We start from the raw sequence: 11566 nt of genomic DNA on the forward strand, positions 1-11566 counted from the left end.
CTTGAAAAACAGGTACGCCGACCTGACCAAAGTAACAACGCAAAACTAAGTTGTCAGACCACTAGTGCTCAGTCAGGGGAATTATCTGCACAAACCTTTTGATAGTGCCGGGTTAGTTTTTGTCGGGCCTTGTCGAGCGAGAATTGCCACTTGACGGTCGCTCGCCGGGCGTTGCGCTCCGCCACACAGGCGTCGATGTGCGCGGTCAGCTCGTCCTGGGTGGGGATGCGTTGGTGCAGGCACTGGCGGGCGATGGCCGAGAGTTCGAGTTCGACCATGTTGAGCCAAGAGGCATTTTTGGGCGTGTAATGCACCTCGAAGCGGGCCGCCAGCGCGCGGGCCTGGGCGGCCGGCAAGTGCTGGTAAAAGACGGCATCGGTGTGGGTGTTGAGGTTGTCCTGGACCAGCACGATTTTCTCGGCTTGCGGATAGGCGGCGGCCAAGACCAGCATAAAGCGGCAGTAGTCGGCCCCGGTGCGGCGGGCCGAAACCTCGACCAGGCGCTGCCCCGTGCCCGGTTCGAAGGCCGCCAGCAGGCAGGCCGTGCCCTGGCGCACGTAGGTGCTGCTTTCGCGCCGGGGACGGCCGGCTTTGGCGGGTTGCCCGCCCTGAGCAGGTTGCGCCGGCACAGGCGGCAGCGGCTCGATGGGCTGGCCGTGCAGGACGCAGGGGCGCTCATCGAAGCAAACGACGGGAAAGAGCGGGTCATAGGTTCGCTCGTAGACGGCCAGCACGTCCTCCATGCGGGCCAGAAAGGCCGCGTTCACCGCGCCCAGGCACCAGTGCTGCTGGCGCTGGGGCTGTACCTCGTTTTTTTGAGTACCTGCCCCACCGTTTCATGCGAAATGGTTTCCACCAAGCACAGTTCCACGGCTTTGCCGGCCAACAGGCGCAGGGTCCAGCGGCTGTGTCCGGTCGGGGCGGGCGTGCAGGCCAGGGCCGTGAGGGCGGCGCGGGCCACCCCGTCAAAGCGCCGGGGGCCACCGCTGCGCGGGGCCTCGCCGAGCGCTATGGCCAGCCCCGACTCGATGTAGCGGCGGCGCACCTGATACACCGTCTGCGCGCAACAGCCCAACTCGTCCGCCACGGTGTAGCCGCTCACCCCGTCGGCCAGTCGCAACAGCATCCGTCCGCGTTGCACCGTGCGCCCGGCGTGGCGGCCTTTGCGTGTCAAGGCCTCAATGGTCAGGCGGTCAGCCGACCTCAGGATGAATGGTGTGATTGGTCTTCCCATTCAAGGCCAACGACCACCCTTCGTTTTTGTTCGAATAACTCCCCTGACTAAGCACTAGCTTGTTCAATTGAAGGAGCCTTTAGACAGGTAGTACTTTCGTCGGGTGACCAAGCTCTATTTAGACATTGACGGCGTGTTGCTCACGGCTAAGCACACCCGGCCGGCTCTAGGCGTGGAGGAATTTGTGGCGTTCGTAACGCAGCACTTCGAGTGCTACTGGCTCACCACGCATTGCAAAGGGGACCCAGCCACCGCCCTTCGCTACCTGAGCGCGTATTTGCCGGCGAGTAGCTTGGCGCAGCTGGGGGCGGTGCATCCCACGAACTGGGATGCGCTGAAAACCGAGGCCATTCACCTAAACGCCGACTTCTACTGGCTTGAGGACCGGCCCTTTCAAGCGGAAATCGCGTGCTTAGAAGCGGCGGGTGTAGCCGACCGCTTGCTGGTGGTGGACCTGAACACCCCAGAGGCATTGCGTCAGGTGCAGGAAACCTTGCGCCAAGCCATGCAGAGTCAACAGCTCTAAGTTCACGGATACGGTCCGAAGATAAACGCGTCATTATGTTACTGCCGTAGGTTTGCGCCTTCTCACCCAACTGAAAGCAAACAATGGAGCAAGAGGATGTCGATTCCGGCGTGTGGGTTTTCCACGGCTCGGGCGGGCGGTTTGCCAGCGGGGTGTTCACCACGCGTGACAAGGCCGAGGCGTGGATTCACCAGCACGAACTAACCGGGGTTTTAACTCGCTATCCCGTGGACCAAGGCGTGTATGAGTGGGCCCAAGAAAAGCAACTGTTTCAGCCCACCAAGCCCGAACACACCGAAGCCGCCTTTATCCAACGGTTTACCTCGGGCAGCCAAGAGCACCACCACTACGACCCAAACGACATCGGTTGACTAACACGCCGCCGTTCGCCAAAACGATCGGGAAGGCAAAGGAGCGTTTCTTTGCCAACCATGCAGTTGACCTACACCATCGACCAATGCATCGCACTCAAACTGGGCGCTGGCTACTTTGATTTACATAGCGACTATGTACTGGTAAGCGCCCTGCGGGAGGGCCCTTGGGCCTATCTCCACTTTGTCAAACGCACCGATGAGTGGGTAAACGCCCCCAACCCCTGCCAGGTGGTCGTGGTCTTTGAGCAGGTCAGCTTTTTTCAGGTAGGGGAAGGCACACAGCTGCCCAACAGCATCGAGGAAATCGGCTTCAAAGAGCCCGAGGACCAGGACCCCGACTCGTTCATGGAACAGCCCGAAGACGAATCCAGCCACATCATCTTTCGGCTGGAAAACGACCAGTTTATCCGAATAGGGGCCCAAAATTCGTTTTTGCTGACCAGCTTCTTGAACTGAGCAGCACGCTAGTTCAGCGAAAGGGTGGTTCAAATGGGGCATCAGCCCTGTTACGTGCTGCAAACGACGACCGGTCACAACACGTAAAATCAAGGGAGCCGTAATTCGTAGCCTCGTGGCTCCAAAAGGTGCACCTTTCGGAGCCCGACCAAGTATTGTCAGCGGGCGTCGGCACGCCCACCGAGTGGCCGTCCGTTTAACCTTTGTACCAAACTTTTAACCAAGGCCATAAGTGTCGCTACGGCACCCGCCGGTTACAGGTCGCGTAGCGCTGGGATGGGCACCGGGTGGGCCGCCAGCGCCGGCGCATGGCCATGCGCCGGGAGTGTCTGCACGCCCTGCAACCCAAGGCCTACACCCCGCGCACGCCCGACTCCACGCACGGGCTGCGCTGCGCCCCCAACCGCCGGCTGGACCAACCCAAGCTTACCCGAGCCAACCAGGTGGGGGTGTCCGACAGCACGTACTTGCCGCTGGCCAACGGCGACTGGGCCTATCTGTGCGCCTTTCAGGATAGGTGCACCAAACACGTCGTGGGCTGGCATGCGGGGGCCACCATGCCGGAAGAATTGGTCACCACGGCCTTGCAGCGGGTCTTTTTCGCGCAGTCGCCCATCCCAAGCCTCATCGTTCACTCCGACCGCGGTCGTACCCAGTAGAGCGGCAACGCCTACCGCGCCCTGCTCCATGACCACGGGGCCCTGCGCTCGCAGAGCCGCCGCGGTCGTACCCGGTAGGGCGACTGCTACGATAATGCCCTGCCGAGTACGACCCAAGCCGAAAGCCGCTGGTCCCGGCTCAAAACGGAGGTGCTCGAACTCCGCGAGTGGCCCGTTTTTGCCGACCTAGCTGATGCGCAGGCCAGCGTCGCCGATTATTTTGACTACTACAATCACGAGCGGCTGCACTCCAGCATTGGCTACCAGATGCCCTATCACACTCATCATCAATTTCTTCAAACTACTGCCCTAAACTGTCCAGCCTAATCGGACCACCTCATCCCTCCTTCAATTGAACGAGCCTTCTTTACGGCAGTACCCTTTCGCTGGACCGCGGTTATGCTACGCGCCTATTTTCTCCCGGCCAGGGGCCACAGCGCTGCCTGCGCCTGCTGCAACGCCTCTAGCCAGGCGTCTAAGGGCAACGACAGGGCCTGCGCGGGCGGGCAATGCAGGTCGATGCACTTCCCTCCCTGCGCATTTTGGTAGATTTCGGCAATGTGCTGGTTAGCCAGCCACAGCTCAGCGACAAAGCCCTGCCGGTAGTCGGCGTACGTCATCAGCACCTCAAAGAAATGTTGCATGGCGCAAGATAGCTTGCGCAGTAAAAGATGTACTCCTTTCGCTGTCTCGACCGTTTCAGTGAACGCTGGTTGACTGAGGCAGCGATGTAGTTTGTCGCAGGCTGAGGCATACCAGCAACAACGCTAAAACCTGCGTCGCCCATTGTGCGCATTGCAGGAAAAGGGGAAACGGGACTGTTCTGGGCACCATGACCATGGTCGTTGACACATACTCGTAGATGAACGAACTAAGGATAGAAGCGTAGCACACCAAGAGCAGCACCTTCGGCCACTGGTAGCCTTTCCTTATGCCCACCGCCGTTCCGATAAGCCAGACCAAGCAAAGGCTTATGGCTGTTTTTGCCACAGAATGACCTTGACCATCAAACAAGAACTTGCGGTTGTACAGGCTACCAGCCAGCAAGAGCACCACGGTGAGCAAAAGCAGGTTCGATGCCCATCGTTCGTATGTTCGGCGCTGCACTGTGTTCATTTTGCTGGTGGAGGCTAAGAAGAATTTGCCTATCAGGCAAAGGTTAAACATAACGCTCCTTTCTTTGAACGGGCCTGGTTTAGCTTGGGACCGTTTGGCTGAACGTCATCGAAGCTACTGAATCTCGGGAAGAGGCTGATTAGAAACAAGGGCCTCAATAGCAGCGGGCCCGCTGCCGGCCACTTCGCACAGGAAGTCGTCGTAGCCGCCGTATACCTGACCCGCGTCGTCCATGAACAAAACCAAATGGTCTGAATAGGCCGCGCCAATGACGCACAACGTGCGGTTGCCCAGCCGGCGCGCATAGTCGTCGCGCACCCAGCGGGCATCCACTCCGACACTGGCCTGGCAGGCGTGGAAGTGCACGGTGTCGCGCTGGTGGTGACGGGGGAACGTGAGGGCCAAACCGCCGAACTCGCCCAGGAACGCGGCCACGGCGGGAAACCACGCATACCCCTCGGCCGCCAAGCACAGCCGGTACGAGAGGGTGTCGGTGTTGCGGCCGGCTTGCCACCCAGCTTGGGAAAGAGAAGCAAGGGTAGAAGCTGAAAATGAGCCCATGGCCTAAACTTACCCTCCTTTGAGTAAACAAGGCGTTTGCCTGGGTCTTACATTGTGTGGCTCCTACCTTCGGGGAGAATTTAACCTTTACCCCATGTGCCCCGTTGCCTCGCTAATCGTTACCGTGTTTGGGCGCCTCGCCTGGGTTGTGCCCGCCGGACTGCTGGCCTTTGAGGCGTTGGCGCAACAACCCGTGCCCTACACCCAGGTCAGCGCGGGCGGGTTCAAGTCCTTTGCCGTGCGCGCCGACGGCACGCTGTGGGCTTGGGGGTCCAATGTGGACGGCGAACTGGGCCTCGGCGCCCCCACCTCGGCGCCCGTTTTGGTCCCCCAGCAAGTCGCGCTGCCCGCCGGCTTGCCCCCGGGCAGCGGGTGGGCCCAGGTCTCGGCGGGGGCCTCGCACGCCTTGGCCATCGCCTCCGACGGCAGCCTGTGGGGCTGGGGCAGCAACGGCGTCGGGGAACTGGGCACGGGCGCCACCGGGCCCGCGTTCGCCCCGCGGCCGGTGGCCGTGAGCGCGCCGGCCGGCACCCGGTGGGCGCACTGCGCCGCCAGCAGCTCGTTTTCGCTGGGCATCCGCGCGGACGGCACGCTGTGGCAGTGGGGGCAGAGCCTGCTCAGTCCCAGCGGGGCGTGGGCCGGCACGCCCCTGCCGGTGACGGCCCCGGGCGCCGCCCCGGGCACGACTTGGACCGCGGTCAGCAGCCGCCGCTACCACGTGCTGGCCCTGCGCTCCGACGGCACGCTGTGGGCTTGGGGCCGCAATGGCGACGGGGAAGTCGGCGACGGCACGCGCACCGACCGCGCGCAGCCCGTGGCGGTGCCCGTGCCGGCGGGCACCCCCGCCGGCGCGCGCTGGGTCCAGGCCGCGGCGGGCCGCGAGTTCTCGCTGGGCTTGCTTTCCACCGGCGACCTCTGCGGCTGGGGGTACAACGCCAACGGCGTCGTTGGGCCCAGCGCGGCGCCGCTGCAACCGGCGCTGCTGCCGTTTCCGGCGGCCGCGGCGGCCGGCACCCGCTGGCAGCAGGTGCACGCCGGCATCGCGCACGCGACGGCCCTGCGGACCGACGGGTCGCTGTGGACCTGGGGCGAAAACGTGTACGGCCAGTTGGTGAACAACGCCCAAACCGTGCCCTTTGCGCCGGTGCGCGAGGCCACCAACGGGACCTGGGCGCAGGTGGCCGGCGGCCACGTGCACACGCTGGCCATCGGAACGGACGGGGGCGTGTACGCCGGCGGGGCGGCGCCGGCGCCGGGCACTACCGGCAACCCCTACAACTACGGGCAGTTGGGCAACGGCGCGCGTACGGGCTCACTGGTCCTGCAACGCACGCTGGCCGGCCCGCTGGGCCGGCGCCCGGCCCAAGCGGCCGCGTACCACGTCTACCCCAACCCGGCCCGCCACTGGCTCGCCGTCGACGGCTTGCCGGCCCGGGCGGTCCTGACGCTGGCTACGGCCCTCGGGCAAGCCGTGCGGGTGGAAACCGCCAGCGGCCGGGCCCGCTGGGACCTGGGCAACGTGGTCGCGGGCGTGTACCTGCTTACCGTCGCGACTGAGGACGCCGCCCCGCGTACCCTGCGCGTCGTGGTGGAATAAGCCGGTTTGCCTCCTTTGCGTTTCCGACCGTTTTCTTGAACGGTTCAGTGCTACTTTGCAGCAACAATGCCTACCCGCTATCAGTCCTGGTTAACGTGGCTGCGTGCTTCGACAGCAGGGCACGTGGTGCTCTGGGCTCTGGGCTTACTGCTGACGGTCAGCGGGCACTTTCTTTGGCAAGTAGTCGGCGCATTCATTCATTTTTTTGCCTTTGGCTCCGGAGAAGGGCACCAGGACCAGGGGCTGCTGGTGAGCGCGGGTTGCTTGGCTCTGCACGTGGGGGTGTTGAGTTGGCTGGCGTGGCGGCGGGTGCTCTATACGACCCGGTGGGCTTGGGCCCTTAACGTGGGAGTGGCAGTCAGCCTGTTTGCCTTTTTCGTTTTCTCGCCTTGGTATGCCGCTCCGCGCGATTCAACGTATCGGCGCTACAGCTTTGTACAAGGCGGCCAGCGCTACGAAATCACGCTGGAACACCCCGGCCACGTGTTTGATTTGTCGGATGTCACCAATCGAAAAAACGGCTCCACAACCTCGCTGCTAATGGGCAATTATCGGGAACGCCACGATACCCTCTTTTTCCACGAGTGGGCCGGGGCCCGGCATGGCTTCCTGTATCAACGCACATTGGTGGGATTTGAGAACAGCACCCGGCCCATTCCGCTCACCCGCGAAAACGACATTAAGCCCTGGTCGCTGCGGTAACAAGAATAAAGGCTCCTATTTTTGAACGGGCCTCGTTTATCTTGGGACCGTTTAACTGAACGGCCCCACTATGGTTTGTGCCCTTGGTTGCCAGCGTTAGTGCGGTTCCTTTGTGCCCAGTTAACGTTTCTATGAACAGCCTCAAACTTACCCGTAGCTTGGAACGCATCGTTCGGCTGTTGGCCCAGCGGGACTTTGTACAGTTAACCGCGCTGGACAGGGAAAAGCAACTCACGGCCGAAGACATGGCAGAGGCTCTGGATGGCTATTATGGGGGTGCCGTTACCTTCCCTGAACCGGGCATTGCCACTTACGATTTCTACCCCGTCGATGGTACAGAGCGTGTGGCCGTAGACTACGATTTGCTGATTGACGACAAAGAGAGTTGGTTAACCCTACAATGCCAGTTCTTTGACGACGAAACCGATGAGTTTTACCCCTTCACGCTAGAAAGCATTCATGCCCTTTGAGAAGTGTAGGATGCTCTTTCAAACGCTCCTTCAATTAAACAGAACGCGTTTACCTTGCCACCGTTTGCATAAACAGAATCCCTTAACGGCGGTAGGTGAACGTCTCCGTGAATTGGACGGGGGAGCCATCGTGAACGTAACGGTAGACGAGGCGGTGGGCACTGAGTTCGAGCACCTGCCACTGCATATCGAAGGGTCCCAACGAGACGACGACGGTGGTGCCGTCAAAACGATAAGGGTAAAACGAGCCCGTTGCCCCTGGGTTTTGGTGCCAGACTCGGCCGTCGGCCGTAAACTCCTGCGGCGACTCGCCGGGGGTGGCTACGTAAGTGCGGTCCCTTGGAGGGCTTCCGTTTTGAGGTACGGATTGGGAGCGGACAGATTCCAAATCCCAGATGCCAACTAGAGTGGGCGGGGCGGGTGCTGATTTGCTGCAGGCGGTCAACAATAGCGCCCCAATCAGGGCCATTACGGAAAATTTCATGGCCAGAATGGGGTGCGTCGACAGATACAACGAAGGAAATTGCGTTCCAAAAATAGACTCGTTATTTTGAACGGACCTCGTTTACCTGGGGACCGTTTTGCTGTACTACAGCAGCTGAATGTGGTCAAAAGTGCCGTTGCTCAGCGTGCTCACCACCTGGTTCTGGGCGTTGGTACTTTTTCCAGCGAACGTGCCTGACCAAGTTTTGGCCCCCGTCTGCGTAGCGGTACCAGCAACGTCGGTAAGGAACTCAAACCTTTGTGCCTGACCGCGCTCGTCGGTGCGGTACAACGTCAGCGAGCGCAAGGTGTATTGACCTGAACCCGTGTCAGAAAAGAACGCCATTACGTGGTCCTGGTAGCGCACGCCATTCACCGTCACTGGAATAGGCGCGTTATGGAATTGGAGCCCTCGGGGAAGTGCTTCTCTAAAGCCGATGCCAGCAGTCGTGGAGTACGTTTGCCCGTCCACTGTGTAGACAAATGCGGACTCCGGGGGCACTACTGGCGCCGGAGGCTCTTTCGAGCAACTGATGAGCGCCAGGACAGTCCAAAGCACCAGAATGGGGTAAATCTTCGTCATACCGCGAAGGTAACCGGGTAGTTGTTCCCCTCCTTACTTTGAACGGCGCGCGTTCAAGGCAGCACCGTTTTCCTGAACTTCAATCTACCTTGATGCTCATGACCCACCTTGGCACGTTCCGACTAATCATGTGTACGATCTGCCTCTTGGTTGGGCTGCTGATGGGATGCTCACACCCCCCTCCAAAGCGCCTTGCCTGTACGCAGACCAAGGAACTGGAACTGTATGTGGGCAACATCAGCACGGCCGACACGCTGGTACGGGCGCGCGTTGTGCTGGATGACTCGTTGCTCGACGACCGCCTCTTTGTTACCCCCCGCCTTTCCAGCGAAAAACGCACGGGCGTGCTCCGCATTTGCCCGGGCACCCATCGATTGCAAGTCCAATTTGGGCAATTTCGCAAGGACACGGCGCTAGTCATTGCCGGAGACCAGTCCTTGTTTATCTCCTACGATTACGAAACGTACGAAGGCGCGGTAAACGGCATTGCGGTGGCGCTCCTTAACCACGACTACAACTGGTACCACCGCATTGATTAGCGCGGCCACAATTACGCTCCTATTTCTGAACGAGCCACGTTTAGCTTGGGACCGTTTTCGTAGACTTGAGCAGCAAAAGCAATCGGTCTGGATTCCGGTGTTTATTTGCTCCATGGAGCCCTCCCTTTCAACCGCCTTAGTCGATTTCATCCGAGAGCAAAGCGGCGTTTCCTCCTCGGAGACCATCGCCGCGCATACGCGCCTGCAGGATGACCTCGGCGTGTACGGCGACGACGCAAACGACTTGTTGCTCGCATATGCCAAGACCTTTCACGTGGACGTTACCCAATTCCCGGCCGCAGACTATTTCGACGGTGAAGGGCTTGATGTGCTGGCGTGGTTCCGGCCCGTCAAACCCCAGCGAAAGGAGCTAACGGTTGGCCATTTGCAACGGGGCATCGAAGCCCAGCGATTAGACGAAACGATTACCCAGGGAGCCTGACGGCTTTACCGTTTCGCTCCTTTGAGTAAATGGAGCAGTTTAGCGTCCGACCCTTTCGCTGAACACTAGTTCAGCCACAGCCGCTCAATGATGTCGAAGCGATGCGGCGCAAAGGCGTTGAAGTAGGGGGCTTCGCCCCGGAAACCGAGCACGTGCACCAAGTCGGAGCCCTCCGCTTTGCCCTCCGTGACGCGAACCGGGTACACCCGCCCGCGCACCGGCCAGTCGCCCACGTGCTTGGCGGGGCGGTTGTCGTCGTCCACGCACACGGCGTAGTCCAGAAAGGGAGCGGTGTTCGTGGCCTCGGCCAGGCTGTGGTTGGAAACTTCCATCGCGTAAACGTATTTAATTGGGCACAAGACACGGGCGGAACGCCCGAGGTTCCGGCAGTAACCGCATAGCCCGTCGCACCGCCGGTGGGCTGTAAGTGCTGGCAGGAGGACCGTTTCGCTAAACTTCGGCGGTAGCTTACCCACGCGTCGTGTCCCTGCCCTTGCCCCATGATAGCAGCACAAGCCTTTCTGGCGTCTGCCAAAACGTACTTTGCGTTTCTCGTTCTAGAGTTCGACTTCGTTCAGTCGGCGGAAACGGCTCGCAGCGTGGTTTTTTACGACCTGCAGTACCGCAACGCGGCCCAGGTGGTCTCCATTTCCTACGAGAATCCTGAGGACTACTTCCAGGTCACCGTCTTTCAGTTAGTGAACCACCAACTGCCGGACTACGATGACAAGCGCCACACCCGCCACTTACACGCCCTCAACCAGGCCCTGCGTCCGCTCGTGGGACCGGCCGATTGGCAGGAAAATCAACGCCATTTTCGGGCTTTTAAACCGGAAGGTGCGGTGGAGAGGCAGTTGTTAAAAGCCGCGAAAGAGTTACGCTTGTGCTTAATGCATTTTGACAAAATCAAAGCGCTTTAACCCTCGTTATTTTGAACGCACCTCGTTTACCTGGGGACCGTTTTCTTGAACTTGGACGGCAATGAAAAGAGATGCGTTTTGTCTTCGGTTAGGGATGGCGGTGGTAGGCCAAGTCTGTCCGTGCCTTGCCCACCACGCCCCAGCGGCCCCGACCCTTCGGGAGGTTTGCTCCTCCGGTTACCACATTGCAGCAACGATACAAGAAAAGCTGACGAAATAGATATAGCCTATTAGCAACTTACCGTTGTGGCAAAATTCAGCGAACTCCTCATTTGAGTAAAGCGCCGGGTACCCCTTTCGGCCTGGAAAAAGCTGCATAGGCGCCAGAAAGGAGGTATACTTATCCAATAAAGTCGAAAAATCGTTCTCATCCAGCAGCGTGCCTCTAAAAACCGAGATATAATTTAACAGCTTTCTGATGCGGTACTTGTTATAGATAGAGCCTGCCATTATATGACCAAACGCAATGAAGAACAGGGTGATTTCAAAGTTGCTCACGGAGTTAGGCAATTGATTTTATGTTCGAAGCCAGTGCCACCCATGCGGTACCCGTCGCCAAGGCAAGGAGATTCATAGGGCCAAAGGTGTGTGGAAAATCTGAACCCTCCTTTCGGCAAACGCCTGGCAGTTGCCCAGCACCAGGTGCTCGTAGGCCATTGCAAGGCCTGGCGAGTCTAAGAAACTCGTCTACGATTCAAAGTTTAGGAAACTGGTCGAAGGGATGAGTTTCGTAAACTCCAAACAAGAGCCCGGTTCCCCGCCAAAGTACCACGCCGGCAGTACCCCGACCGAGGAGGCCAAAATCACCACTTTTCCGAGGTCGTTCTTATAACTACTCTTATCCTATGTTCAGACACGACCTCTTAATTTAGGTCAATGAAGGAAAGGAGTGGAGTAAGATTCT

19 protein-coding genes are annotated in these 11566 nt (G+C 59.7%); 11 read left to right on the forward strand and 8 right to left on the reverse strand.

Annotated features, from left to right (window positions below):
* Window positions 1-68: 68 nt before the first annotated feature.
* Both IEW17_RS19935 and IEW17_RS19940 read right to left on the reverse strand, forming a co-directional pair.
* Complete coding sequence (locus IEW17_RS19935; protein WP_229749166.1) at window positions 69-767, reverse strand: IS630 family transposase; 699 nt, start codon at window positions 765-767, stop codon at window positions 69-71.
* Complete coding sequence (locus tag IEW17_RS19940) at window positions 764-1234, reverse strand: helix-turn-helix domain-containing protein (protein WP_188563822.1); 471 nt, start codon at window positions 1232-1234, stop codon at window positions 764-766. The genes IEW17_RS19935 and IEW17_RS19940 overlap by 4 nt, the downstream gene beginning before the upstream one ends.
* A gap of 103 nt (window positions 1235-1337) precedes the next feature.
* Between IEW17_RS19940 and IEW17_RS19945 the strand changes: the two genes are divergently transcribed.
* The 5 genes from IEW17_RS19945 to IEW17_RS19965 all read left to right on the forward strand — a co-directional run bounded on the left by IEW17_RS19945 (window position 1338) and on the right by IEW17_RS19965 (window position 3576).
* On the forward strand, window positions 1338-1760 hold the full coding sequence (locus tag IEW17_RS19945; RefSeq protein WP_188563823.1) for a hypothetical protein: 423 nt from the start codon (window positions 1338-1340) through the stop codon (window positions 1758-1760).
* 83 nt (window positions 1761-1843) lie between these two features.
* Entirely contained in the window at window positions 1844-2131 is a 288-nt protein-coding gene (locus tag IEW17_RS19950; RefSeq protein WP_188563824.1) for a DUF7710 domain-containing protein, read from the forward strand.
* A gap of 60 nt (window positions 2132-2191) precedes the next feature.
* Entirely contained in the window at window positions 2192-2590 is a 399-nt protein-coding gene (locus tag IEW17_RS19955; protein WP_188563825.1) for a hypothetical protein, read from the forward strand.
* Window positions 2591-2904: 314 nt separating this feature from the next.
* Window positions 2905-3249: a DDE-type integrase/transposase/recombinase gene (locus IEW17_RS19960; protein WP_188563826.1), complete on the forward strand. Its 345-nt coding sequence runs from the start codon at window positions 2905-2907 to the stop codon at window positions 3247-3249.
* A 99-nt stretch (window positions 3250-3348) separates the two neighbouring features.
* Window positions 3349-3576 (forward strand): integrase core domain-containing protein, encoded by a 228-nt coding sequence (locus tag IEW17_RS19965; protein ID WP_262891861.1) that lies wholly within the window; start codon window positions 3349-3351, stop codon window positions 3574-3576.
* Between the two features lie 83 nt (window positions 3577-3659).
* Here the strand turns inward: IEW17_RS19965 and IEW17_RS19970 are convergent, their stop codons facing one another.
* The gene (locus IEW17_RS19970) at window positions 3660-3893 is read right to left on the reverse strand and encodes a hypothetical protein (protein WP_188563828.1); all 234 of its coding nucleotides are present in this window, start codon (window positions 3891-3893) and stop codon (window positions 3660-3662) included.
* A gap of 586 nt (window positions 3894-4479) precedes the next feature.
* Window positions 4480-4926: an SUKH-3 domain-containing protein gene (locus tag IEW17_RS19975; protein WP_188563829.1), complete on the reverse strand. Its 447-nt coding sequence runs from the start codon at window positions 4924-4926 to the stop codon at window positions 4480-4482.
* A gap of 94 nt (window positions 4927-5020) precedes the next feature.
* On the opposite strand from IEW17_RS19975, the gene IEW17_RS19980 reads away from it, so the two are divergent.
* The 3 genes from IEW17_RS19980 (at window position 5021) to IEW17_RS19990 (ending at window position 7695) form a co-directional block, all read left to right on the forward strand.
* Window positions 5021-6523, forward strand: coding sequence for a T9SS type A sorting domain-containing protein (locus IEW17_RS19980; protein ID WP_188563830.1), 1503 nt, complete (start codon window positions 5021-5023; stop codon window positions 6521-6523).
* 66 nt (window positions 6524-6589) lie between these two features.
* Entirely contained in the window at window positions 6590-7225 is a 636-nt protein-coding gene (locus IEW17_RS19985) for a hypothetical protein (protein ID WP_188563831.1), read from the forward strand.
* A gap of 158 nt (window positions 7226-7383) precedes the next feature.
* Window positions 7384-7695 carry a DUF7668 domain-containing protein gene (locus tag IEW17_RS19990; protein ID WP_188563832.1) on the forward strand — a complete coding sequence of 104 codons (312 nt, stop codon included), beginning with the start codon at window positions 7384-7386 and terminating at the stop codon, window positions 7693-7695.
* Between the two features lie 82 nt (window positions 7696-7777).
* On the opposite strand, the gene IEW17_RS19995 is transcribed toward IEW17_RS19990, so the two are convergent.
* Window positions 7778-8179 carry a hypothetical protein gene (locus tag IEW17_RS19995; protein ID WP_188563833.1) on the reverse strand — a complete coding sequence of 134 codons (402 nt, stop codon included), beginning with the start codon at window positions 8177-8179 and terminating at the stop codon, window positions 7778-7780.
* A 105-nt stretch (window positions 8180-8284) separates the two neighbouring features.
* A complete protein-coding gene (locus IEW17_RS21140) occupies window positions 8285-8560 on the reverse strand; it encodes a hypothetical protein (RefSeq protein ID WP_229749167.1) in 276 nt (91 codons plus the stop codon).
* Window positions 8561-8859: 299 nt separating this feature from the next.
* Between IEW17_RS21140 and IEW17_RS20005 the strand changes: the two genes are divergently transcribed.
* Both IEW17_RS20005 and IEW17_RS20010 read left to right on the forward strand, forming a co-directional pair.
* Window positions 8860-9300, forward strand: a complete 441-nt coding sequence (locus tag IEW17_RS20005) for a hypothetical protein (protein ID WP_229749168.1) — start codon at window positions 8860-8862, stop codon at window positions 9298-9300.
* 112 nt (window positions 9301-9412) lie between these two features.
* Window positions 9413-9742: a DUF1493 family protein gene (locus IEW17_RS20010; RefSeq protein ID WP_188563836.1), complete on the forward strand. Its 330-nt coding sequence runs from the start codon at window positions 9413-9415 to the stop codon at window positions 9740-9742.
* 65 nt (window positions 9743-9807) lie between these two features.
* Here the strand turns inward: IEW17_RS20010 and IEW17_RS20015 are convergent, their stop codons facing one another.
* Window positions 9808-10074, reverse strand: a complete 267-nt coding sequence (locus tag IEW17_RS20015; protein ID WP_188563837.1) for a hypothetical protein — start codon at window positions 10072-10074, stop codon at window positions 9808-9810.
* A 168-nt stretch (window positions 10075-10242) separates the two neighbouring features.
* Between IEW17_RS20015 and IEW17_RS20020 the strand changes: the two genes are divergently transcribed.
* Complete coding sequence (locus IEW17_RS20020; protein WP_188563838.1) at window positions 10243-10662, forward strand: hypothetical protein; 420 nt, start codon at window positions 10243-10245, stop codon at window positions 10660-10662.
* Between the two features lie 177 nt (window positions 10663-10839).
* On the opposite strand, the gene IEW17_RS20025 is transcribed toward IEW17_RS20020, so the two are convergent.
* Window positions 10840-11160 (reverse strand): hypothetical protein, encoded by a 321-nt coding sequence (locus tag IEW17_RS20025; protein ID WP_188563839.1) that lies wholly within the window; start codon window positions 11158-11160, stop codon window positions 10840-10842.
* Window positions 11161-11566 lie beyond the last annotated feature (406 nt).

Origin of the sequence: Hymenobacter frigidus (assembly GCF_014640435.1) — a bacterium.
Taxonomy (GTDB): Bacteria; Bacteroidota; Bacteroidia; order Cytophagales; family Hymenobacteraceae; genus Hymenobacter; species Hymenobacter frigidus.

Excerpts from the sequence above, each read along its gene's own strand:
- IEW17_RS19940 (WP_188563822.1), bottom strand. The coding sequence starts at position 1,234 with ATGGGAAGACCAATCACACCATTCATCCTGAGGTCGGCTGACCGCCTG.
- IEW17_RS19950 (WP_188563824.1), top strand. The coding sequence starts at position 1,844 with ATGGAGCAAGAGGATGTCGATTCCGGCGTGTGGGTTTTCCACGGCTCG.
- IEW17_RS19955 (WP_188563825.1), top strand. The coding sequence starts at position 2,192 with ATGCAGTTGACCTACACCATCGACCAATGCATCGCACTCAAACTGGGC.
- IEW17_RS19960 (WP_188563826.1), top strand. The coding sequence starts at position 2,905 with ATGCGCCGGGAGTGTCTGCACGCCCTGCAACCCAAGGCCTACACCCCG.
- IEW17_RS19970 (WP_188563828.1), bottom strand. The coding sequence starts at position 3,893 with ATGCAACATTTCTTTGAGGTGCTGATGACGTACGCCGACTACCGGCAG.
- IEW17_RS19975 (WP_188563829.1), bottom strand. The coding sequence starts at position 4,926 with ATGGGCTCATTTTCAGCTTCTACCCTTGCTTCTCTTTCCCAAGCTGGG.
- IEW17_RS19980 (WP_188563830.1), top strand. The coding sequence starts at position 5,021 with ATGTGCCCCGTTGCCTCGCTAATCGTTACCGTGTTTGGGCGCCTCGCC.
- IEW17_RS19985 (WP_188563831.1), top strand. The coding sequence starts at position 6,590 with ATGCCTACCCGCTATCAGTCCTGGTTAACGTGGCTGCGTGCTTCGACA.
- IEW17_RS19995 (WP_188563833.1), bottom strand. The coding sequence starts at position 8,179 with ATGAAATTTTCCGTAATGGCCCTGATTGGGGCGCTATTGTTGACCGCC.
- IEW17_RS20005 (WP_229749168.1), top strand. The coding sequence starts at position 8,860 with ATGACCCACCTTGGCACGTTCCGACTAATCATGTGTACGATCTGCCTC.
- IEW17_RS20010 (WP_188563836.1), top strand. The coding sequence starts at position 9,413 with ATGGAGCCCTCCCTTTCAACCGCCTTAGTCGATTTCATCCGAGAGCAA.
- IEW17_RS20015 (WP_188563837.1), bottom strand. The coding sequence starts at position 10,074 with ATGGAAGTTTCCAACCACAGCCTGGCCGAGGCCACGAACACCGCTCCC.
- IEW17_RS20020 (WP_188563838.1), top strand. The coding sequence starts at position 10,243 with ATGATAGCAGCACAAGCCTTTCTGGCGTCTGCCAAAACGTACTTTGCG.